A 21,934-nucleotide genomic window follows, 5' to 3' on the forward strand; every position below is an offset into this window, starting at 1 on the left:
GGCGGCATCCTGCCCCCGCGCCTTTGTCCACGCACGCAAGAAGCCACTCCCATGTCCGTATCCGACACGATCGTCCGCTGGCGCTACCGGGCGGTTCCAGATCATCTGCTCGGCGAGATCCTCACCAAGAACTGGATCGACAACGCCATCCCGCTCTTGTTCCTGGCGGCCGTCGTCGTCGCGTTCGGGTCGGTCATTCCGGACTTCTACAGCGCCTCCAATGTCGCCATCCTGCTGCGCCAGTGGGGCGAGTTCAGTCTGCTCGTGCTCGGGCTGACGATCGTCATGGTGGCCGGCGGCATCGACCTCAGCGTCGGCTCCACCTTCGCGCTCGGCAACATCGTCGCGCTGGCGCTCCTGAACGTGGCGGGCTGGCCGCTGCCCGCCGTGATCGTCGCGACGCTTGCTGCGGGCGCCGCCGTCGGGTTGGTCAATGGCCTGCTGGTCGGCTACCTGCGCCTGCGCGCCTTCCTGACCACGCTCGTCACGCTGATCATCGTGCGCGCCGTGGTCGACATGCTGCTCCTGAAGTATTCGGTGAAGATCGCCGGCGCCTTCGTCGATTCCGACGCCTGGTACTTCCTCGGCGAGGGCTCGATCCTCGGCATCCCGTTCAGCGTCGTGGTCGCCATCGTCGTCGCGGTGACGCTGCACCTCGTGCTGTCGCGCACCCGCCTCGGCTGGCACGTACTGGCGGTCGGCGGCTCGCGCCGCTCGGCCCACAATGTCGGTATCCCGGTGCGCCGGGTGATCTGCGCGACCTACGTGGTCTCCGGCACGCTCGCGGCGCTTGCCGGACTGCTGTTTGCCTCGCGCCTCGGCGGGGCGGGGGCCGACACCGGCCTCGGCCTGGAAATCGCCGCCCTGACCGCCGCCGTCGTCGGCGGCAACAGCCTCGGCGGCGGCCGGGGATCGGCGGCCAAGGCGATCATCGGCTCGGTCACCGTGCTGCTGATGGTCAACAGTCTGGTCCGCCTCGGCGTCCCCAGCGGCGCCAACTCGCTGCTGCTCGGCCTGGTGCTGCTGGCGGCGGTCGCCATCGACGTGCGCTGGCTGAAGAACCGCCACAAGGTGCTGTCGAAGGTCTACGTGTCGCCGACCTACGCCGCGCTGCCGGCCGCGCCGCCGACCGACGGCGATTCCCCCTATGCCGTGAACGACAGGCTCAGGTCCGTCGAACTGATCGGCCTCGGCGACATCGACGGCCCCGAGGACGTGATCCTGGACGCGGACGACAACCTCTACGCCGGCAACCGGACCGGCGACATCGTCCGCTTCCTGGCGCCCGACTACACCGAGCACGAAGTCTATGCGCATGTCGGCGGCCGTCCGCTCGGCATGGCGATCGCGCGCGACGGGTCGCTGCTGTGCTGCATCGGCGGCATGGGTCTTTACCGCGTTGCGCAGGACCGCAGCATCGAGAAGCTCACCGACGAGACCAACCGCTCGTGGTTCTCCGTCGTCGACGATTCGCGGCTGAAGCTCGCCGACGATCTCGACATCACCGCGGACGGGCGCATCTTCTTCAGCGAAGCGACGGTTCGCTACGAGATGCACGAGTGGCCGGTCGACTGCCTCGAATCGCGCGGCAACGGCCGCATCATCTGTTTCGACCCCGCAGCCGGCACCACGCGCACTGTCCTCAGGAACCTCGTCTTTCCGAACGGCATCTGCATGGCCCATGACGGCCAGTCGTTCATGTTCGCCGAGACCTGGGCCTGCCGTGTCAGCCGCTACTATTACGACGGACCGAAGAAGGGCACGGTCGAACCGGTGATTCCGGACCTGCCCGGTTACCCGGACAACATCAACCGTGCCTCCGACGGAACCTACTGGCTCGCGATCGTCGGCATGCGCACGCCCTCGCTCGATCTCGCACTCGGGATGCCCGGCTTCCGCAAGCGCATGGCGCGCCGGATCGCCCCCGACGAGTGGCTGTACGCCAACATCAATACCGGCTGCATCGTGCGCTTCGACGAGAGCGGCCGGATCATCGAGACGCTCTGGGATCTCGGCGGCGAGAACCATCCGATGATCACCTCTATGCGCGAGCACAAGGGCTACCTCTATATCGGCGGCATCACCAACAACCGGATCGGCCGTCTGAAGCTGAACGATGCAGATCCGTCCTGGACAGGGCCGAAATCCTACTGGGGGCGGACATGATTTCCGGACTGGTGCGCGCCTGGGACAACCTGCTGGGGCACGGCGAAGCCGCTGTCACCGTGCCGCCGCTCGACGGGACCCTCCGGCCCAACCGCAGGCTCGACGAGGCGACGTGGCGGGTCACTCTTGAGGGCGTCGATTGCCTCGTATCCGTCAACGGCGATCTCCTCGCCTCCGCAGGCAGCGCCGTCCATTTGCTGGACGGCGAGACATGGCGGATCTTGAGCGAGCACGAGGCCGAGGTCGCCTGTCTCGTCGCGCTGCCCGATGGCGGTCTGGCGCTGGCGCTTGCCACCGGCGATATCCTGGTGAAGGGCGGCAGCTTCGACGGACGCCGCTATCGCGCCTCGACGGACGTCCGCTGCATCACGGCGATGGCCGCGTCCGGCGCCGACCTCTACATCGCCAACGGTTCGGCCACCAACCCGCCTGACGCCTGGCAACTCGACCTCCTGCAACGCGGTGCGTCGGGCAGCGTCTGGCGCATCGACCTTGCCGGCGGCGAGAGCGCGCGCGTCGCCGGGGATCTCGCCTGGCCGTCCGGAATTGCGGCCGACGGCACGTCGATCGTTGTGTCGGAGGCGTGGCGGCATCGTCTGGTGAAGATCGACGCATCCGGAACCGGCCGGCCTCAGGTGCTCTACGCCGATCTTCCGGCCTATCCCGGACGGATCGCGCCTGCCTGGGAGGGATACTGGCTCGCGGCCTTCGCCCCGCGCACCCAGCTTGTCGAGTTCGTGCTGCGCGAATCGGTCTACCGACGGCGCATGATCGGGACGGTGCCGCGATCCTACTGGATCGCGCCGACCTTGCGCGCGGGGCGCAGCTTCTACGAGCCCCTGCAGGGCGGCGGCGTCAAGCATCTCGGCCTGCTGAAACCCTGGGCGCCGACGATGTCCGCGGGTCTCTGCATTCAGCTCGACAGCGCGTTTCAGCCCCGCCTCAGCCTGCAGAGTCGCGCCGACGGCGCGACCCACGGCGTAACCGCTGTGGCCGAGCACCGGGGGCGCATATATGCCGCGGCGCGCGGCGACGGGGTCGTCGTCTCCATTGCTCTCGAAGACCTGGGAGACGAGACATGACGCCGGTGCTGGAACTCAGGAACGGCACCAAGGAGTACCGCGGCGTGCCGGCGGTGAAGGACGTCACCTTCACACTCGAACGCGGCGAGGTGCATGCGCTGCTCGGCGAGAACGGCGCCGGCAAGTCGACGCTGACCAAGATGCTGGCCGGCGTGGTCGAGCCGACCGCCGGCGAAATCTACGTGGATGGTCGCCAGACCGAGTTGCGCACACCCTCCGAGGCGCTTCGACGGGGCATCGCGATGGTCTATCAGGAAACCAGCCTGGTGCCGTCGCTGACCGTTGCGCAGAATCTCTATCTCACCGACGACAAGCATTTCCACCGCCTGCGCGGCATCTACATCGCCGGCCAGCAGTTCCTGCAATCGCTGAACTTCCACGTCGACCCGACGGCGCTCGTGTCGAGCCTTGGCGCCGGCCAGAAGCAGATGGTGGAGATCGCCCGGGCGGTTCATCACAACGCCCAGGTGATCATCTTCGACGAGCCGACGTCGACGCTGACGCCGGAGGAGAAGTACCAGTTCTTCTCCCTTGTCGACCGGCTTCGGAAGCGCGGCGTCTCGATCATCTTCATCTCGCATGCGCTGGAAGAGGCCCTGCAGATCTCCGATCGCATTACCGTCATGCGGGACGGCGAGCACGTCATCACCGACCTGACGTCGGCGTTCGATCGCGACAAGATCATCCGGGCGATGGTCGGCCGTGCCCTGTCGGACGAGCTTTACGGCGCGCGGAAGGACAGAAGGGTCCGGCCCGCCGGCGACAAGGTGCTCAGCGTGCAGAACCTGTCGATGCAGAATATCGTCCGCAACACGTCCTTTTCCGTGTTCTCCGGCCAGATAACCGGTGTGTTCGGGCTCATCGGGTCCGGTCGGACGGAAGCCGCCAAGGTCGTCGCCGGGGTCCTGAAGCGCGACTTCTTCCATGGCGGCCAGGTGCGCCTCGATGGCCGTCCGGTACGCTACCGTGTGCCGCGTCCGGCAGTTCGCGACGGCATCATCTACGTCACCGAGGACCGCAAGATCGAGGGCTTCTTCGAGACGATGTCGATCGCCGAGAACATCTACCTCGGCGCGCTGGCCGGGGGGCGGACGAAAGCCTGGACCGTCAGCATGGGCGAGATGAAGGCGATCGCCGACGAATGGACCCGTGCGCTGAACGTGCGGGCGATCAACAGCGACGCACGGGTGATCGAGCTGTCGGGCGGCAACCAGCAGAAGGTCGTCGTTGCCAAGGCGCTCGTCCAGAAACCCAGGCTGATCATCTTCGACGAGCCGACGCGGGGCGTCGACGTCGGGGCGATCGCCGAGATCCACCACCTCATCGAGCGGCTGGCGGACGAGGGGATCGCGGTGATGGTGATCTCGTCCTACCTTCCGGAAATCCTGCAGCTGTCGGACCGCATCCTCGTCTGCCGTCAGGGCCGCATCGTCGAGGAATTCGCGGGCCACAAGGCCGACGAGGAGACCATCATGTACGCCGCGGTGCACTGATGGACGGCGAATTGAAGACGACCCGGCCCGTCCGCGAGGTCCGCACGATCGACGACATCGTCGAAATCGAGAGCCGGCCCTACGACGAACTCGTGACCGCCAGGAACCTCCACGACCTGTTCCGCGCGACCGCGCACCACGTCGGCGGCAACAAGGCGGTGACCGTGCTGCGGTCGGAGGATCCCGCCGACATCGCCGTGTCCTGGAGCCATGCGGAACTGCTGCGGGAGGTCACGCGCGCGGCCAACATGTTCCGCGCGCTCGGGCTGTCGCCCGGCGAAGGCGTCGCGGCCTTCCTGGCGCCGACCCTGCCGGACCTGCCGACGCTGCTGCTCGGGGCCCAGGTCGCCGGCGTCGCGAGTTCGCTGAACTATCTGCTGACGCGCGAGGCGATCTTCGACCTCCTGAATGCCGAACAGGCGACCATTCTCGTCATTCCGTCGCGCAGCCTCGACGAAACGTGCTGGACCAAGGCGCAGGGCGTTCTCGATCACGTGCCAACCCTGCGCCACGTCGTCGTCATCGGCGATGAAACGGAGGGTGCTGCCGGACACCTGGGGCTCGGCGAGGTGATCGGCAGCCGCAGCGGCGAAGCGCTCGATTTCGAGCCGGACAACGACCGCGACGCGATCTGCGCGCTGTTCCATACCGGCGGCACGACCGGCCGCCCGAAGCTCGTGCGGCTGACCCACGGCAACCAGATCCATGCCGCCTTCGGCTTCGCCCAGGTGTTCGGCTACGACGAGAACGACGTCGTCATCAACGGCTTTCCCTTCTTCCATGTCGGCGGCACGATCACGGTCGGCCTGTCGGTGATCGCAGCCGGCGGCCACATCGTCATCCCCGGACCTTACGCCCTGCGTCCGCCGGCGGTGATCGCCCGCTACTGGGATATCGTCGAGGCGTTCGGTGCCACCGTCGTCAGCGGCGTGCCGACGTCGATCGCCGCCATGACGAATTCGTGGAAGCCGGGCAACGACGTCTCCACCGTCCGGATGGCAGGCACCGGCGGCGCCGTCCTGCCGAAGGCCGTCGGCGCCCGGTTCACCTCGGTCACCGGGCTCCGCCTGTTCGAGACCTACGGCATGACCGAGACCGCCGCGGCGATCGCCTTCAATCCCGGCCGCGGCGAACCGGTGGCGGGAAGCGTCGGCTTCCGGGCTCCGTTCTCCGAGACCCGCATCGTCCGGCTCGATCCGTCCGATCCGCGCCCCTGCGGGCCGGGCGAGAGCGGCCTCGTTCAGGTGCGGGGGCCGCAGGTCTTCCCCGGCTACGTCGATCCCGCCCACAACGTGGGCACGCTCGACGCCGACGGCTGGCTCACCACCGGAGACGTCGGCTTCCTCAGCGAGGACGAACGGCTGACGCTGACGGGACGCGAGAAGGACCTGATCGTCCGCAGCGGCCACAACATCGATCCCGCCGCGATCGAGGACGTTGCCAACCAGTTCGAGGGCGTCCACATCAGCGCCGCCGTCGGGATGCCCGACCAGTATGCCGGGGAGGTGCCGGCCCTGTTCGTCGTCGCCGCGCCCGGGGCAACGATCGACGTCGAAGCGCTGCGCGAGCACCTGGAGATCCACGTCCACGAGAGGCCGGCGCGGCCCCGAGTCGTCAGGGTCATCGACGCCCTGCCGGTCACGGCGGTCGGCAAGATCTTCAAGCCCGAGTTGCGTGACCTGGCGATCCTCGAAAAGGTCCGGCTGGAAACAGCGGCGATCTGCGGTCCTGCGGCTACCGCCGAGACCGACATCGCGCTCGATCCGCAGCGCAATACGGTGGTCGATGTCGTCGTGCGCGGGGCCGGGCCCGATAAGCGAGCGGAGCTTGAAGCAGCCCTCCGGCCCCTGCCGCAGACCTACGTCGTGCGGAGCGGCGACGAGCCGGTCCTGCTGACGGTCGAAGAGGGCATCGCGACGCTGACGCTCAATCGCCCCGAGGCGCTGAACTCGATCTCGAACGAGGTGGCGACGGGCCTGGAACGCCACCTCGCAGAGCTCGCCGGACGCCATGATGTCCGGGTCGTGCTGATCACCGGTTCGGGACGGGCATTTTCGGCCGGCGGCGACCTGATCGAGTTCGAGACGGCGCTGAAGGCCGACAAGCAGTCGCTGATCGACCTGCTGCGCTACAACCAGGACGTCCTGCAGATGATCGAGGACCTGCCGGTGCCGGTGATCGGCGTCGTCAACGGCTTCGCCGTCGCAGGCGGGCTGGAACTGCTGCTGTGCTGCGACATCCTGATCGCGGCGGAAGGGGCGAAGATCGGCGACGGCCATACCCGCTACGGCGTCGTGCCCGCCGGCGGCGCCACGGTGCGGCTGAGGGAGAAGCTGTCGCCGGCGAGGGCCAGCCAGCTGTTCTACACCGCGGAGCTTCTCGACGCCGGGACGCTCGTGCAATGGGGCCTCGTCAACGAGACGGTCCCCGCCGACCGGCTGATGGAGCGGGCGCTCGAGATGGCGCGCGAGATCAGCCGGCGCAGCCCGGAAGCGATCCGTCACACCAAGGCGCTGACTGGGCCGATCGCGCGAACGGCGGACCGGCAGGACCGCATCCGCGCGGAACTGGAGCGGTTTGCCGAGCACGTCGAGGGATCCGACCTCGCCACGGGACTTGCGGCATTTCGGGCGAAACGGCCGGTCGAGTTCTAGACCGTCACTGACGGATCAGGCTTTGCGGGGTCGTCGAGCGGGACGGCTTGTTGACGAGCAGCAGGCCGGCGACGATCAGCGCGTATCCCGCGAAGTGGTACATGTGCAGGCTTTCGCCGAGCAGCAGCACGGCAAGCACCGAGGACGCGACCGGCGAGAGATAGAGGAAGGCGGCGGCGCGCTGCGGGCCGATCACAGACAGGCCGTAGACGTAGCAGGCATTGCCGATCATCGTCGGACCGATGGCGACGTAGAGGATCACCAGGATCGCGAACCACGTCTGGTCCGCCGAGGTGGCGATCGCCCCGCTTCCCAGGACGAGGACCGAGACGAGGTAGTAGGGCAGGGCGACGATGGCCGTGCCGAAGGCCGCGGTGACGGTGGTCAGGGTGAAGGCCGGCAGCCGCCCGGAATAACGCTTCAGCCGCGTGCTGAACCAGCCGAACACGATCGCGCCGACCAGCGCCATGATGTTGCCGGGCCGCGCTTCCATCGAAAACACCATCCCGAGATGGCCCTGGGTGATGATCAGCAGGGTTCCGAGGAAGGCGAGCGCGAGCCCGAGCCACTGCACCGGGCTCAGCCGGCCGTCGCCCTTGATCAGTCCGATCGCGGCGACCCAGGCCGGCGTCGTCGCGTTGATCATGCTCACTTCGATCGCCAGGCTGTAGTATGCCCCGCCGATCAGCAGCACCGAGAAAATCCCGACCCCGATCGTGCCGATGAAGCAAAGATCGGCCAGGTTTTCGCGGATCAGCACCCGGTGGCGGCGTATCGACGGCCACGCGAGCACGGTCATCGGCAGCACCGCCAGCGTCCAGCGCCAGAACACGAACGCCGACAGCGGTATTGCCCCGTTGGAGGCGCGCGCGGCAACGTGGTTGCTGCCCCACAGGACAGCCGTCGTGATCAGTGCGAGGACGCCGAGGAGTTCCGGTCTGATCTTCACGACGTTCCGGTCAGGCTATGGGCTCTATCGACCAGTCCACTTTCGGCGGTAATCCGGCGTCGAGGAACAGGTTGCTGACCGGGCATCGTTCCTCGACCAGCGCCTCCAGATCCGCGATCCGCTCAGCAGTTTCGGGGCTGCGCATGCGCACCAGAAGACGCGCTTCGCTGAAGCGGGGAATCGGGCTCATCGCCCCTCGCGCCGCCCTGAACACCACGTCGGCCTCGGCGTCGACAGCGAGATCGGCATAGGCAAAGCCCATGGCGTCGGCGATCTTCGTCACCGTCACCAGCTGGCAGGCGGCAAGGCCCGCCGTCACGTATTCGAGCGGGGAGGGGCCCTCGTTGGTGCCGCCTGCGATCTCCGGTTCGTCCGCCGCCATCGCGGCGAAGTCGCGGACCTTCAGGTCCATCCGGCACCCCGCGACATGCGTCGCGGTCGCGATCCGGGCGCGTTTCTTGCGTGATTCGTTGACGACGACCGTCATGCCTGGCTCCTCATCCGCCCGCTTCCACCGGGGAGCCGCCGCCGCGCTGGGAGACGTGCCAGGGCAGCATCAGCCGTTCGGCGAAGTCAACGGCGTAGAACAGCACCGTCCCCATCAGGCCGAGCAGCACCAGCGACACGAATACCCGCGTCGTGTCGAACTGCCCCTGCGCCACCAGGACCAGGAAGCCCAGCCCGTTGCCGCCGGCCACGAACTCGCCGACGATGGCGCCCACCAGCGCGAACGAGACGGCGACCTTCATGCCGGCGAACAGGCTCGGCAGGGCGTTCGGAAACTGTATCTTCAACAGCATCTGCAACCGGGAAGCCCGCCCCGCCCGCGCGAGATTGATCATGTCGGGGTCTACCGAGCGGAGGCCGAGGACCGTGTCGATGACGATCGGAAAGATCGCCAGCATGATCGCTACCGCGATCTTCGGCTCCATGCCAACCCCCAGCCAGATCACGAACAGCGGCGCCAGCGCCACCTTAGGGACCGAGTTCAGTGCGACGAGGAGCGTGTAGACGGTCCGCTCCAGGAACTTCGACTGGACGATGCCGACGGCAAGGATGACGCCGAGCACGACCGACAGGAAGAAGGCCAGCGCCGTCGTGCCGAGCGTATAGCCCATGTGGCGGATAAAGATGCCCGGCGTCGAGGCGAACTCGGTCCAGATCGCCGAGGGCGGCGGCAGGAAGATGACCGGCGGCTTGAAGATCGCGACGGCGGCTTCCCACAGGATGACGACGGAAATCAGGACGAGCAGCACGTCGCGCGTGCGGCTCTCTCCATACAGGAGTCTCTTAAGGCCGTTCATTCCTTCAGGATCCCGAGCTCTGCGAAGTGATGACGGATGCGTTGCGTGTAGGCGCCGAACTCCGCCGATTCGCGGATGGCGAGTGGCCGGGGGCGTGGCAGGTCGATGTCGATCACGTCGACGATCCGGCCCGGCCCGCGCGACATCATCACGACCCGGTCGGACAGGTAGACCGCTTCGGTGATCGAATGGGTGATGAACAGGACCGTCTTGGCGCTGCCCTGCCAGATGCGGGTGAGCTCGAGGTTGAGATCGTCCCGCGTCATGGCGTCGAGCGCGCCGAACGGCTCGTCCATGAGCAGGAGTTCGGGATCGCAGAGCAGCGCCCGGCAGATCGACGCCCGCTGGCGCATGCCGCCAGACAGCTCCCACGGATAGCGCTCCTCGTAGCCGCCGAGCCCGAACCGCTGGAGCAGCTGGGCGGCCCGCCCCTTGAGGTCGCTGCGGCGCAGTCTCAGGAATTCCGCCTGCAGTAGCACGTTGTCGAGGATGGTGCGCCAGTCCAGCAGCACGTCGCGCTGGAACACCATGCCAAGCGAGTCGGGAGGCCCGGCAAGATGCTTTCCGGCCACCACTGCCGAACCGCTGCTGATGGGCTCTAGGCCGGCCAGGCACTTGAGCAGGGTGCTCTTGCCGCAACCGCTCGGGCCGACGATGCTCACGAACTCGCCGGAGGCGATGTCGAGATTGATGTCCTGCAGGGCGACGACATCGCCGCGTGGGGAAGGGTAGACCTTCCCCACGCCGTCGATCTGCACGTAGGAGGACGCGGTGTCTGCCACGGGCAGTCTCCCGTACCTAGATGCTGCCTAACTACTGAACCAGGTCGTTGGTATAGTAGTCCTCGGCGTTCCAGCCCGGTTTGACCAGTCCCGTCTTTTCCATTCCCTGGAGGGCGGCCTCCCAGTCTTCCTTGGCCTGCCAGCCGATCGGCTTGCCTTCGGTCGCCGGCGTATCGAAGTAGTCCACCGTAATCTGGATCTGTTCGCGCAGGACTTTGGGGTCGAGCTTGGCGTCGGGCCGCTGGGCCATGATCGCCTTCACTCCGAGGTCGGGATCCTTCTTGATCTCTTCCCAGGCGCGCTGCTCGACCTCGACGAGCGTCTTCAGTTCGTCGCCGCGGTTCTGGATCGTCTCTTCCGTCGCGATCAGCCCGTAGCTGGGGAAATGGAGACCGGCCAGATCCAGCATCAGGCACTTCGAGGGCCGTGAATTCTCGGCGACCGGAATTGCCGACCCGATCGTCGACATCAGGCCGTCGGCACGGCCCGCGGTATAGGTGCCCCAAAGGGCTGCGGGATCGACGAACAGGATCTCTGTGTCGTCCCGGGTCAGGCCGCCCGCGGCAAGGAAATCGTCGATGTAGGCGGCCCAGGGGCTCGCCGCGAAGACGACCAGCTTCTTGCCCTTCAGGTCGGCAATTTCCGTGGCATCGGAGTCCTTGTCGACGAGGATGCACAGGTCCGTCTTTCTCTGGAAGCCGGCGAAGGACTTGATGGTGGCGCCTTCTTCGCGGGCCGCACCGAGCAGGCCCAGCTGAATCTGGCCGACGTCGACCTGGCCTGCGTTGACGAGCTGCAGCGTGTTGCCGGAACCGCGCCCGTCCTGGATCTCGACGTTGAGGCCGGCTTCTTCGAACCAGCCGCGGTCCTGGGCCAGGTGCATTCCCGCGTGGACCCCCCAGGGCGAGAAGTCCAGGCGCACCGTGAGAGGATCCTGCGCCTGCGCGGTCGTGGTACCGATTGCGACGCTGAGCGCGATGGCGGCCGGGGCGAGCCGGGTCGCCAATCGCTTCCAATGCGAAATGTGGGTCATGATATCTCCCTCTTCTGGAAGCTATTAGACTAATCGGTACAATTTCATCTGCAAGCACAAAAATCGATCAATGATTGCCAGCATTATTTCCATGTCACGCGCTTGACCGGTTTCGTATTTCAAACTAACCAATTGGTCCAATAGAGCGAGGAGCGATATGCGTTCGAACAGGGATGTGCGTGCCCGCATAGGGGTCGATATCGGAGGCACCTTTACGGATCTGGTGCTCACCGACGGCTCGAACGGATTGTTTCATCGCAAGGTCGCCTCTACGCCGGAGGCACCCGAGCAGGCGGTTCTCGACGGCGTCAGCCACATCATAGCCGACGCTGGTCTCAGCCCGTCCGTCGTGGTCGAGGTCGTGCACGGCACCACCGTCGGCTCCAATGCGCTGCTTCAGAAGATCGGCGCACCGACGGGTCTGATCACGACCCGAGGGTTTCGCGACGTTCTGGAAATCGGGCGCCTGCGGACCCCGGGGATGTTCGACCTGCAATGGGAGAAGCCGGAGCCGCTGGTGCGGCGGCGCCATCGCCGCGAGGTCAGCGAAAGGATTGCCGCCGACGGTTCGGTGCTCATCCCGCTGGATGCCTCGGAACTGGTCGACGTGGCGCGCGAACTCGTCGACGCCGGTCTCACCTCAATCGCGATCTGCTTCCTGAACAGCTACCGCAACCCCGTCCACGAACTGGCGGCCGAGCGGATTCTGGCCGAAGCGTTCCCGGGGTTGAAGGTGACGACCTCGGTGTCAGTGCTGCCGGAGGCCAAGGAGTACGAGCGCACCAGCACGACGGTCGTGAACGCCTATGTGCGCCCCGTGCTGGAAAGTTATCTCACCCGACTCGAAACCGGGCTGCGCGACGCCGGGGTCGATGCCCCGCTGATGGTCTGCAACTCCAATGGCGCTCTCGCCTCTTCGCAGACCGCACGGGAGAAGCCCGTTTTCTTCATATCCTCGGGCAGGGCCGCCGGCGCGGTTGGCGGCGGTCGGCTTGGCGAAGCACTCGACGTGCCGGACCTCGTGGTATTCGACATGGGCGGCACCACCGCGTCGGCATCGCTCGTGCGCGGCGGCGAGCTCAGCCGGGTCAGCGAGTACGAGTTCCGCGCCGGGATCAGCACGCCGAGCCGCTTCATCAAGGCCGGCGGTTACATGATGAGCGTGCCGAGTGTCGACGTTGCCGAAGTCGGCAGTGGCGCGGGCTCCATTGCCCATGTCGATGACGGCGGCTTGATGAAGGTCGGTCCGGTTTCGGCCGGCGCGGTTCCCGGCCCGGTCTGCTACGGCACCGGTGGCGACCGGCCGACCGTGACGGACGCCAACCTGCTGCTCGGCTACCTTCCGGCGTCCCTGGCGGGCGGTTCGCGATCGCTCGACATCGACAAGGCCGCCGCAGTCGTCGAACGGGACCTGGCTTCGCCGTTCGGGATTTCCGTGCAGCAGGCCGCGCACGGCGTGCGCGAGGTGGTCAACGCCAACATGGCTCGCGCGATCCGCGCAGTGACGGTCGAACGCGGTGTTGATCCGCGCGACTTCACGCTGGTGGCGATCGGCGGCTCCGGACCCGTTCACGCTGCCGATATCGCAGGGCTGCTGTCGATGAGGCGCATACTCGTTCCTGCTTCTCCGGGCGTCTTCACGGCGATGGGCATGCTGGCCGGCGATGTCGAACGCTACTTCATCGCGCCGTTCGCCGGAATGCTGGACGAGATCGACGCCGAGGCGGTCGCGGCAACCGTCGCCTCGCTCGAGACGGAGGCCCGGGAGGCCGTGATGGATGAGGGTATCGATGGCGACGGCGTCGAGCTGACCCCTGAAATGGACCTGCGGTTCAGGGGGCAGGAGATGTCGCTTTCCGTTCCGATAGGACTGCCCGCCGATCCGACCGCCATTCGGGAGACCTTTCTGCAGGCCTATCAGGCAATCTACAGCTATTCGTCCTCCGACCGCATCGAGACCGTCAGCTTGCGGGTTACCGGACGCGGCCACAGGGCCGGCAAGTTGGATTTCCGCGTGCCTTTGCCGGTGCGCGATGTCGCGGAACCACAGCGGCGACGCGTCTATTTCGGCGAGGACAACGGCTGGATCGAAACGCCCGTCTACGACCGCATGGCGGCGCCCGCGTCGATCGTCGGTCCGGCGATTCTGGAGGGAACCGACAGCACCGTCGTCGTCCCGCCTGGCGCTCGGGCGGAGCGCGATCCCTACCTGAACATCCACATCGAAATGCCCGACGCGTGAGGCGAATGTCCATGGACCGCACCATCGATCCCGTCACCTTCGCCGTTCTCAAGAGCGCGCTCGAATCGATCGTCGACGACATGGCCTACACGGTCATGCGCACGGCACGCTCGCCAATCGTGCGGGACGTCCTCGACTACTCGACCACCATGTGCGACGCGAAGGGCCGCATCCTCGCGCAGGCGAAGACGGTGGCGCTGCATCTCGGGGCCGTGCCGGACGCCATGGAGGCGTTGCTGCGCCACTACGGCGACGACCTGCATCCCGGCGACGTGATCATCTTCAACGACCCCTACGACGGCGGCATGCACCTGCCGGACATCTTCATGTTCAAGCCGATCTTCGCCGGCGACCGGCATGTCGGCTTCGCGGTGGTGATCTGCCATCACTGCGATGTCGGCGGACGGGTGCCGGGTTCGAACGCCTCGGATTCGACCGAGATATTCCAGGAAGGCTTGCGGATCCCGCCGCTCAAGCTCTACGACAGGGGCGTGCCGAGCAAGATCCTGTTCGACATGATCGCCAAGAACGTGCGGCTGCCCGACCTCGTCATCGGCGACCTGGAGGCGCAACTGGCCACCTGCGCGCTCGGCGAGCGCGAACTGCTGCGTCTCGTCGACAAGTACGGCGCGGATCTGCTGGAGGCCTTCCTCGCTGAATTCCTCGACTACGGCGAGCGCCTGACGCGAAAGACCATCGAGACTTGGCCGGACGGCGACTACACATTCACCGACTTCATCGACGGCGACGGCTTCGACGAGACGCCCATTCCGATCAAGGTGACGGTAACGGTGGCCGGCAGCCAGCTCACCGTGGATTTCACCGGATCGGCGCCGCAGGTGAAGGGGGCGATCAACTCGACGCTCTCGTTCGTCAAGTCCGCGACCTATCTGGGCGTGCGGTGCGTGCTCGATGCCGACGTCCCCAACAATGCCGGCGTCTACCGCTGCATCGACGTGACGGCGCCGAAGGGGACCCTGCTCAATCCGGAGTTTCCCGCGCCCGTCGCCGCCCGCGCGCTCACGGGCTACCGGGTTGCCGACACGGTGATCGGCGCGCTCGCCGGCGTCGTTCCCGACCGTGTCGCTGCGGCCGGCGAGGGGGGCAACTCGGTCGTCTGTCTCGGCGGCTACGACAAGCAGACCCGTGAGCCCTTCATCGTCGTCGACATGATCAACGGCGCGCTGGGCGCGCGTGCCACGAAGGATGGCATCGATGCCGTCACCAATCCCTGCCAGAACATGTCGAACATGCCGGTCGAGATCATGGAAGCGACCTATCCGATCCGCATCGAGGAATACTCGCTGCGCCCGGATTCCTGCGGCGCCGGCCGCCAGCGCGGCGGCCTCGGGGTGGTGCGGACCTACCGGCTGCTCGCCGAGGAAGCGGTGATGCAGCTTCGCACCGACCGCTACCAGACGCGTCCCTACGGCCTGTTCGGCGGTGCGCCGGCGGCGCCGTCGCGCAACCTGTTCTCCGAAACGGGCCATGAGGGCGCCAACTACGACCTGCTCGACAGCAAGGTGACGCGCACCGTCCATCGCGGCGCCGTCCTGCGCCACGAGCAGGCCGGTGGCGGCGGCTACGGCGATCCATTCGAGCGGTCTCCGGCTGCCGTGCTCGAGGACGTCGCGGACGGCAAGATCAGCCCGACTTTCGCCCGCGATGGCTTCGGCGTCGTCATCGACGGGGGAGCGGTCGACGGCGACGCCACGAGCGCCCTGCGCGCCTCCCGGAGATCGTAGCCCGATGCCGGGTCTGTCCCGCTTCGCGATCAACCAGATCACGACCAGGTCGTGGACCCTGCCCGAGGCGGTCGATGGTTACGCCCGCCGCGGCGTCGGCGGGATCGGCGCCTGGGTCGACTACGTGGATGCGATCGGCGTCAGGGAGGCCGCGCGGCTCATCCGCGATGCCGGCCTGTTCGTACCCTGCCTGTGCACGGGCGCCTGGGTGAACGTGACGGACGATGCCGGCCTGAAGGCTGCGCTCGACGAGAATCGCCGCCGCATCGACATGGCAGCCGAGATCGGCGCCGGCTGCCTGGTGATGGTTCCGGGAAGCCTTGCGCCGGGCGAGAAGGACCTTCGCGTCGCCCGCGCCCGCGCCGAGGATGCGCTCGCGGCACTGTTGCCCCATGCGCGCGCGTCGGGCGTGGCGCTCGGCCTGGAGCCGCTGCACCCGATGTACGCGGGCGACCGGTCCTGCCTGAACACCTTCGCCCAGTGCCTGTCCCTGTCGGACCGGCTCGGGGAGGGATCGGGCATCGTCGCCGACCTTTATCATTGCTGGTGGGACCCGGACTTCGCCGCGGGGCTCCGAAAGGCCGGACCGGAGCGCATTCTCACCTTCCACCTGTGCGACTGGCTGGTGCCGACCCGCGATGTCTACCAGGACCGCGGGATGGTGGGCGACGGTGTCATAGACATCGCCTACTATCGCGGCATCCTCGACGAGATCGGCTACGAGGGGCCGTTCGAGCTCGAGCTGTTTTCCAGGCTCGACTGGTGGTTGCGCGACGGCGACGAGACGGTACAAGTCGCCGTAGACCGCTGCGCACCGTTCGTGGCAAGGCGCAGTCGGGCCGGCGCGACGGAGGCGAACCGATCGCGGTCGCGGCGGGCGCGCTAGGGGAGAAGGCGAGTGTCCAGCGTCACGGAAGGAAAGACGAAGGACAAGGGAAAGCCGAGGATCCGCGACGCGATCCAGACCCAGGACCGGATCCTGACGGCCGCCCAGGCCGAGTTCGCCCGCAAGGGCTACGACGGGGCGCGGGTCGACGCGATCATCGCCCGCGCCAAGGTCAGCAAGAACCTGCTGTACCACCACTTCCGCAGCAAGGAAGAACTGTACATCCGGGTCCTGGAGCGGACCTACGAGACGCTGCGCCGGCGGCAGGGCGACATCCCGATCGCGGGCCTCGACCCGGTCGATGCGATGAAGCGCCTTTGCGAGGACACTTTCCAGGTGTTCATCGACGAGCCCGACGTCATCACGATGCTGAACACGGAGAACCTGCACCGCGGCAAGCACATCGCCAAGTCGCCGATCATCCGATCGCTGTACGACCGCCTGTCCGTGTCGATCCGCGCCATCCTGGCGGAAGGCGAGAAGCAGGGGGTCTTCCGGAAGGGCATCGATCCGGTCGAGCTCTACATCTCCATCTCCGCCCTCGGCTACTTCTACCTCTCCAACCGTTACACGCTGTCGATGATCTTCGACCGGGACCTCAGGAATCCGGCCAGTATCGAGCGCCGCAAGGCGCACATCGTCGACATGATCCTCTCCTATCTTACCTCGGACGGCGAACCGGCGGCGACGCTCGGTCCGGTAGCCTGACCCCTGGCAAACGGCAAGGAAACCTCCATGGCGCATGCACTCGACGCGAACAAGACGGCATCCTCCTCCACCTCGTCGGCAAATCAGCCCGCCCTCGACGGCGAGGAGGTCTGGCAGGCCAAGGTGGATCTCGCCGCCTGCTTCCGGTTTGCGGCGCGGCTCGGCATGCACGAGGGCATCTGCAACCACTTCTCGCTGATGGTGCCGGGCTACGACGACCTGTTCATCGTCAACCCCTACGGGTACGCCTTCGCGGAAATCACCGCGTCGCGCCTGCTGATCTGCGATTTCGAGGGGAACGTCGTCTCGGGCGAGGGAGCGCCGGAGGCCACGGCGTTCTACATCCACGGGCGGGTGCACAAGAACGTGCCGCGGGCTCGCGCCGCCTTCCACACGCACATGCCCTACGCCACCGCCCTGACGATGGTCGAAGGCGAGCCGCTGGTTTTCGCCGGGCAGACCGCGCTGAAGTTCTACGGCCGCACCGTCGTCGACCACGATTACAACGGGCTTGCGCTGGACGAACGTGAAGGCGACCGGATTGCCGCTTCGGTCGGAGATGCCGACATCGTCTTCATGAAGCATCATGGCGTGATGGTGCTCGGCGGCAGCGCCGCCGAGGCCTGGGACGACCTGTATTACCTCGAGCGGGCCTGCGAGGTGCAGTGCCTGGCGCTGTCGACCGGCCGGCCGATCATCCCGGTTTCGAAGGATATCGCCGAAGCAACCGCGCAGCAGATGCGCGGCGAGGACTCCGAGTCGGCCCGCCTGCATCTGGACAGCCTGAAGCGGATACTCGACGCCGAAGAACCCGCTTACCGGCAGTAGCGATCAGCCGATCCCGTAGCGGCCGGGTGCGACGACATTGTTGGGGTCGAGCGCCGTCTTGATGGCGTTGCAGGCGTTCCTGAACGCCGGCATCGTCTGCGCCATGTGGAACTCGTGATAGTCGATCGGCGCGCGGCCGACGAAGACGCCCCGCGCGGCGACCGCCTCCGAGAGCTTCCGGTAGCAGGCATCGGCCCGCGCGTTCTCGTCGGCATCCTCCCGGTTGAAGGTCATCACGTGCAGGCCGCGGGCAAAGCGCGGCCCGCAGACGTTCATCACCATGTAGTCCATGCCGTGATCCTCGTAGATGCCGCGGGCGAGCGTCTGGAACTCGTTGGCGATGTCGCCGTCCATGGGCGTTCCCGGCAGGAACCACAGGTTGCCGCCGCCCGGCCGCCACTTCAGCAGGCCCAGTTCCCCCAGGCTCGGAATGCCGGAGAACGCGTTGATCGCGACCTGCAGCGGCGGGATTGAGCCTGCGTCCTCGTGGGGAATGTAGGTCGCCTTGCCGGACTGGCCGAAGTGATCGCGCACCCGATTGATCTGTGCTTCCATCGCTTCGTGGCTCGGTCCGTAGAAAGCGCCGGAGACGTTCCATGCGCCGAGCCCGTGCCTTTCGCGCAGCGCCTTGCGGCCCTCGTCGGAAATCGTCTTCCGGCCTTGCGAGGCGGCGTATTCCGGGCTCTCGCCTTCGGAGCCGCAGAGATACAGGTCGTTGCTGACGCGGAACAGCGTCGGCACGAAGTTCGACATCTTGAGAGGGCGGCAGAGCTCGACGATCTCGGCGAGGTCGCCGTCGTCGGGGAAGGTGAAATGGAACGACCGCACTGCCGGCGGCCGCGGCAGCAGCCAGATCCCCATCTTCGTGACGATCCCGTAGTTCGACTGGGCGAACAGCCCGTCGAGGATCGGCCCGAGGCTGTATTTCGAGGTGTGCCAGTTCACCAGCGTCTCGGAGTCGAGAGACCCGTCGCCGGTGCGCAGGATCTCGCCGTTGCCGAGCACGACTTCCAGACCGCAGGCGAAGCCGAAATGGTCGAAGAACGGTCCGTAGCCTGCGCCTTTGTCCAGGGCGTTGCCGAGCATGCCGCCTTGCGGCGGACCTGACGTCACGTCGAGCATCAGCCGGTTCCCCTGACGCACCAGTTCGTCGTACATCGCCTGGTAGCTGACGCCCGGCTCGACGACCGCAAAGCCCATCTTCTCGTTGACCTCGAGAATGCGGTTCATCCTGCGGCCGAGATCCATGACCACCTGGCCGTTCAGCACCGGCGAGCGGCTGCCGAGGCCGATGTTGTTGCCGGTGCTGTTGGGATAGATGGCGATGCCGTACTCGTTGGCGGCCCTGACCATTGCCTGCACCTCAGCGGTCGAGGCGGGGTAGAGCACACCGTCGACGGCCCGGCTGCCGCCCGGCATCGTGTTCTCGCCGTAGCGAACCGCTGTTTCGGCCGATCGGTTGATTGCGTCCGGGCCGAGTTCGGCTTCCATCTCCGAGAAAAAGCCGTTGATCCTGGTCGTGTCGGTCATCGTCGAAGCTCCATTCGGATTACCAGAAGGACGCGGAGGCCCCGTCGGGGCCGGGGCGGGGGGGCGTGTCGTCTTCGATTTGGGGAATGGGATCCCGCAGGGCATGCCCGACGAGGCGGGGCGGCATCGGTCCTCCCGTCGCCCAGTCGAGCAGTTCGACGGTGTGCACCGTCGGAATGGCGGTGTAGCGCCGCAACTGGGTGAGGCAGCCGATATTTCCCATGCAGAGGATGTCCGGATCGGTGGAGGCGGCGTGATCGGCCTTGCGCCGACCGAGCTCTCCGGCGATTTCGGGCTGCAGGATGTTGTAGACTCCGGCCGATCCGCAGCAGATATGGCCTTCGGGGACGTCGGCGACGACGTAGCCGGCCTGTTTCAGGAGCTGGCGCGGCGGCCGCGTCACCTTCTGCCCGTGCCTGAGCGAACAGGCGTCGTGATAGGCGACGCGATATCCGCGTCTCTCAGCCGGCTCCGGCAGGCCGATCTCGGCCACGAACTCGCTGACGTCACGTGTGATGCCGGACAGCCAGGTGGCGGCGTCGGTCAGGTCCGCATCGCCGGCGAACAGGTGGCCGTAGTCCTTCACCACCGTTCCGCAGCCGGACGCGTTGATGATGAAGGCATCGATGCCGTTCGTTTCGTTCTCCCGAGCGAGCGCCTTCAGGTTCCGCTCGGCTTGTCGCTTGCCGTGGTCGGTCTTGCCCATGTGCAGGGTCAGGGCGCCGCAGCAGCCGGCGTCCGCCAGGACAACCACCTCGCATCCCATCCGCGTGAGAAGCCGGATGGTCGCATCGTTTATGGCGCGATCCAGGACCTGCTGCGCGCATCCGGCAAGCAGCGCGACGCGTTTGCGCGTGTCACCCTCGGCCGGATAGGTGCGTGCGATATGGGGGTCGGGTGCCGCCAGTTCTTCGCCGGGCGCCATGTCGAGCATCGACCGCAGCGTCGGCGGCATTGCACCACGCAGCGGCTTCACGATACGCGCAAGTGCCAGGCTCGTTCGCATCCGGCCCGGATAGGGGATGGTCGAGGCGATCAGGGTACGCGCCAGCCGCTCGGCCAGCGGACGCCGGTAGTTCCTTTCGATGTAGCTGCGCGCCAGGTCGATCAGGTGGACATAGTCGATGCTGACCGCGCAGGTGGTCATGCAGCCGAGGCAGGACAGGCACCTGTCGAGGTAATGGACGGTCTTCGGATCGGGGCTGCCGCCCTTTTCCAGCATGTCCCGGATCAGGTCGATGCGGCCACGCGGTCCGTCGTTCTCGTCCCGCGTCAGGACGTAGGTCGGGCAGGTTGCCGTGCAGAACCCGTAGTGCACGCAGGTCTTCAGGATAGGCTCCGCTCCGGCCACGATCGGGTCCGTGCGCTGTTCGTCGGTGAACCGGGTTTCCATTCGCGCAGGCTAGGGTGACGCGATTGATTTTGCTTGTCTCGGCCTGCATGCTGACTTGGCTGCGCCTGCAATCACACCGTTGCGGACGCCTTTGAGGGAGGCCCGCAGATGCAAAGGGATGTCTGGTCGACCAGCGTCGTTCGCGGCTCCGACAGGTTCGGATACTGGAACGACGTGATCTGCGAAGCCGTCCTCAACGTCGAGGCATCCTCCGTCGACGATGGCGACTTCAGCGCGGACCTGAGCTGCAACCGTCTGGCGCTCGGCAATTTCGTTCACTTCCGCTCCGAGCCCCATCGCATCGAGCGGTCCCGACGGCTGGTGAGGTTCAAGCCGGATGACAGTTATCTCATCAGCCTGCAGATGTCGGGTCTCTGCCATGTCAGGCAGGGCGAGACTGAGTTCACCCTGGGGCCTGGCGACATCGGCGTGGTCAACGCCGACCGGACGATGCGCCTCGATTTCGAGCAGGAGGTGCATCGCATCGTGACCGTCCTGCCGCGCCGCACGCTCGAGGCGGCCTGCAGCTGGCTGTCTCCGAACGGGGCAGTGCGCCTGGCACGCGGCCGGCCGACCACGCGCCTGCTGACGCAGCTGATTTCGGAGATGGCCTCGCCGGAGATCGACCTGCGAGACGACGAGGAACGGGCGCTCGGCCGGACGTTTCTGGATCTGCTCGGCGCCAGCCGGGAACGGCATGACGGCCCCGTCAGGGACGAAAGGCTGCGCGATCGCCTCAGGGCGCATCTCCACGAGAACCTGGCGGATCCCGAACTCACTCCGCGGTCGGCCGCCGACGCGATCGGCATTTCCGAACGGACCGTTCACGCCCTCTTCGCCGGATCCGGTACCACCTGCCGCCGGTGGATCATCGAGGAGCGGCTGAAGCGTGCCGCCGCGGCGCTGCGCGCGCCGGAATGGCGCGGCGCGTCGGTCTCCGACATCGCCTTCCGTCTCGGATTCAACGACCTCTCGCATTTCAGCCGGCGCTTTAAGGAACGCTATCTGCTGTCGCCGCGCGACTATCGGGACGCGGCCGGTGAGGGGTGAGCCGCGATCTCCGGCCGTCCGCGGACTTCTGCCACTTTATTGACCCTGGTTGCGCCCTGCGCAATTTCGCGGTTTGGGGCGTGAAGCCC

Annotated in this window: 17 protein-coding genes; 10 read left to right on the top strand and 7 right to left on the bottom strand. The window is 66.7% G+C overall.

Annotated elements, in window-relative coordinates; all coding sequences use genetic code 11:
• Positions 1-51 precede the first annotated feature (51 nt).
• From V3328_RS18860 to V3328_RS18875, 4 genes are read left to right on the top strand one after another with little or no spacing between them, the layout of a single operon-like run.
• Positions 52-2,166: an ABC transporter permease gene (locus V3328_RS18860; RefSeq protein ID WP_340331262.1), complete on the top strand. Its 2,115-nt coding sequence runs from the start codon at positions 52-54 to the stop codon at positions 2,164-2,166.
• Positions 2,163-3,248, top strand: a complete 1,086-nt coding sequence (locus V3328_RS18865; RefSeq protein ID WP_340331263.1) for an SMP-30/gluconolactonase/LRE family protein — start codon at positions 2,163-2,165, stop codon at positions 3,246-3,248. Before V3328_RS18860 ends, V3328_RS18865 begins: the two co-directional genes overlap by 4 nt.
• On the top strand, positions 3,245-4,741 hold the full coding sequence (locus V3328_RS18870; protein WP_340331264.1) for a sugar ABC transporter ATP-binding protein: 1,497 nt from the start codon (positions 3,245-3,247) through the stop codon (positions 4,739-4,741). Before V3328_RS18865 ends, V3328_RS18870 begins: the two co-directional genes overlap by 4 nt.
• Positions 4,741-7,395: an AMP-binding protein gene (locus V3328_RS18875; protein WP_340331265.1), complete on the top strand. Its 2,655-nt coding sequence runs from the start codon at positions 4,741-4,743 to the stop codon at positions 7,393-7,395. Before V3328_RS18870 ends, V3328_RS18875 begins: the two co-directional genes overlap by 1 nt.
• A 4-nt stretch (positions 7,396-7,399) precedes the next feature.
• Here the strand turns inward: V3328_RS18875 and V3328_RS18880 are convergent, their stop codons facing one another.
• The 5 genes from V3328_RS18880 to V3328_RS18900 are packed head-to-tail and all read right to left on the bottom strand — an operon-like array spanning position 7,400 to position 11,463.
• Positions 7,400-8,344: a DMT family transporter gene (locus V3328_RS18880; RefSeq protein ID WP_340331266.1), complete on the bottom strand. Its 945-nt coding sequence runs from the start codon at positions 8,342-8,344 to the stop codon at positions 7,400-7,402.
• Positions 8,345-8,354: 10 nt separating this feature from the next.
• Positions 8,355-8,831, bottom strand: a complete 477-nt coding sequence (locus V3328_RS18885) for an OsmC family protein (protein ID WP_340331267.1) — start codon at positions 8,829-8,831, stop codon at positions 8,355-8,357.
• 10 nt (positions 8,832-8,841) lie between these two features.
• Positions 8,842-9,648, bottom strand: coding sequence for an ABC transporter permease (locus V3328_RS18890; protein ID WP_340331268.1), 807 nt, complete (start codon positions 9,646-9,648; stop codon positions 8,842-8,844).
• Positions 9,645-10,430 carry an ABC transporter ATP-binding protein gene (locus tag V3328_RS18895; protein WP_340331269.1) on the bottom strand — a complete coding sequence of 262 codons (786 nt, stop codon included), beginning with the start codon at positions 10,428-10,430 and terminating at the stop codon, positions 9,645-9,647. The genes V3328_RS18890 and V3328_RS18895 overlap by 4 nt, the downstream gene beginning before the upstream one ends.
• A gap of 31 nt (positions 10,431-10,461) precedes the next feature.
• The gene (locus tag V3328_RS18900) at positions 10,462-11,463 is read right to left on the bottom strand and encodes an ABC transporter substrate-binding protein (RefSeq protein ID WP_340331270.1); all 1,002 of its coding nucleotides are present in this window, start codon (positions 11,461-11,463) and stop codon (positions 10,462-10,464) included.
• A 157-nt stretch (positions 11,464-11,620) separates the two neighbouring features.
• Here V3328_RS18900 and V3328_RS18905 point away from each other — a divergent pair, with 157 nt between their 5' ends.
• Genes V3328_RS18905 through V3328_RS18925 form a run of 5 tightly spaced genes read left to right on the top strand, consistent with a single transcriptional unit; the run spans position 11,621 to position 17,872 of the window.
• Entirely contained in the window at positions 11,621-13,705 is a 2,085-nt protein-coding gene (locus tag V3328_RS18905; RefSeq protein WP_340331271.1) for a hydantoinase/oxoprolinase family protein, read from the top strand.
• 11 nt (positions 13,706-13,716) lie between these two features.
• Complete coding sequence (locus V3328_RS18910; RefSeq protein WP_340331272.1) at positions 13,717-15,450, top strand: hydantoinase B/oxoprolinase family protein; 1,734 nt, start codon at positions 13,717-13,719, stop codon at positions 15,448-15,450.
• Positions 15,451-15,454: 4 nt separating this feature from the next.
• Entirely contained in the window at positions 15,455-16,336 is an 882-nt protein-coding gene (locus tag V3328_RS18915) for a sugar phosphate isomerase/epimerase family protein (RefSeq protein ID WP_340331273.1), read from the top strand.
• Positions 16,337-16,348: 12 nt separating this feature from the next.
• On the top strand, positions 16,349-17,044 hold the full coding sequence (locus V3328_RS18920; RefSeq protein ID WP_340331274.1) for a TetR/AcrR family transcriptional regulator: 696 nt from the start codon (positions 16,349-16,351) through the stop codon (positions 17,042-17,044).
• 27 nt (positions 17,045-17,071) lie between these two features.
• The gene (locus V3328_RS18925; protein WP_340331275.1) at positions 17,072-17,872 is read left to right on the top strand and encodes an aldolase; all 801 of its coding nucleotides are present in this window, start codon (positions 17,072-17,074) and stop codon (positions 17,870-17,872) included.
• 3 nt (positions 17,873-17,875) lie between these two features.
• Here the strand turns inward: V3328_RS18925 and V3328_RS18930 are convergent, their stop codons facing one another.
• Together V3328_RS18930 and glcF are read right to left on the bottom strand one after the other, a co-directional pair.
• Entirely contained in the window at positions 17,876-19,402 is a 1,527-nt protein-coding gene (locus V3328_RS18930; RefSeq protein ID WP_340331276.1) for an FAD-binding oxidoreductase, read from the bottom strand.
• A 19-nt stretch (positions 19,403-19,421) separates the two neighbouring features.
• Positions 19,422-20,795 (bottom strand): glycolate oxidase subunit GlcF, encoded by a 1,374-nt coding sequence (glcF, locus tag V3328_RS18935; protein WP_340331277.1) that lies wholly within the window; start codon positions 20,793-20,795, stop codon positions 19,422-19,424.
• Positions 20,796-20,903: 108 nt separating this feature from the next.
• Here glcF and V3328_RS18940 point away from each other — a divergent pair, with 108 nt between their 5' ends.
• A complete protein-coding gene (locus V3328_RS18940; RefSeq protein ID WP_340331278.1) occupies positions 20,904-21,845 on the top strand; it encodes a helix-turn-helix domain-containing protein in 942 nt (313 codons plus the stop codon).
• The last annotated feature ends 89 nt before the right edge of the window (positions 21,846-21,934 follow it).

The organism is Microbaculum marinum (assembly GCF_037855135.1).
Lineage (GTDB): Bacteria > Pseudomonadota > Alphaproteobacteria > Rhizobiales > Tepidamorphaceae > Microbaculum > Microbaculum marinum.

Coding starts and splice junctions, on each gene's coding strand:
- V3328_RS18860 (WP_340331262.1), top strand. CDS start 52: ATGTCCGTATCCGACACGATCGTCCGCTGGCGCTACCGGGCGGTTCCA.
- V3328_RS18865 (WP_340331263.1), top strand. CDS start 2,163: ATGATTTCCGGACTGGTGCGCGCCTGGGACAACCTGCTGGGGCACGGC.
- V3328_RS18870 (WP_340331264.1), top strand. CDS start 3,245: ATGACGCCGGTGCTGGAACTCAGGAACGGCACCAAGGAGTACCGCGGC.
- V3328_RS18875 (WP_340331265.1), top strand. CDS start 4,741: ATGGACGGCGAATTGAAGACGACCCGGCCCGTCCGCGAGGTCCGCACG.
- V3328_RS18885 (WP_340331267.1), bottom strand. CDS start 8,831: ATGACGGTCGTCGTCAACGAATCACGCAAGAAACGCGCCCGGATCGCG.
- V3328_RS18890 (WP_340331268.1), bottom strand. CDS start 9,648: ATGAACGGCCTTAAGAGACTCCTGTATGGAGAGAGCCGCACGCGCGAC.
- V3328_RS18900 (WP_340331270.1), bottom strand. CDS start 11,463: ATGACCCACATTTCGCATTGGAAGCGATTGGCGACCCGGCTCGCCCCG.
- V3328_RS18905 (WP_340331271.1), top strand. CDS start 11,621: ATGCGTTCGAACAGGGATGTGCGTGCCCGCATAGGGGTCGATATCGGA.
- V3328_RS18910 (WP_340331272.1), top strand. CDS start 13,717: ATGGACCGCACCATCGATCCCGTCACCTTCGCCGTTCTCAAGAGCGCG.
- V3328_RS18915 (WP_340331273.1), top strand. CDS start 15,455: ATGCCGGGTCTGTCCCGCTTCGCGATCAACCAGATCACGACCAGGTCG.
- V3328_RS18925 (WP_340331275.1), top strand. CDS start 17,072: ATGGCGCATGCACTCGACGCGAACAAGACGGCATCCTCCTCCACCTCG.
- V3328_RS18930 (WP_340331276.1), bottom strand. CDS start 19,402: ATGACCGACACGACCAGGATCAACGGCTTTTTCTCGGAGATGGAAGCC.
- glcF (WP_340331277.1), bottom strand. CDS start 20,795: ATGGAAACCCGGTTCACCGACGAACAGCGCACGGACCCGATCGTGGCC.
- V3328_RS18940 (WP_340331278.1), top strand. CDS start 20,904: ATGCAAAGGGATGTCTGGTCGACCAGCGTCGTTCGCGGCTCCGACAGG.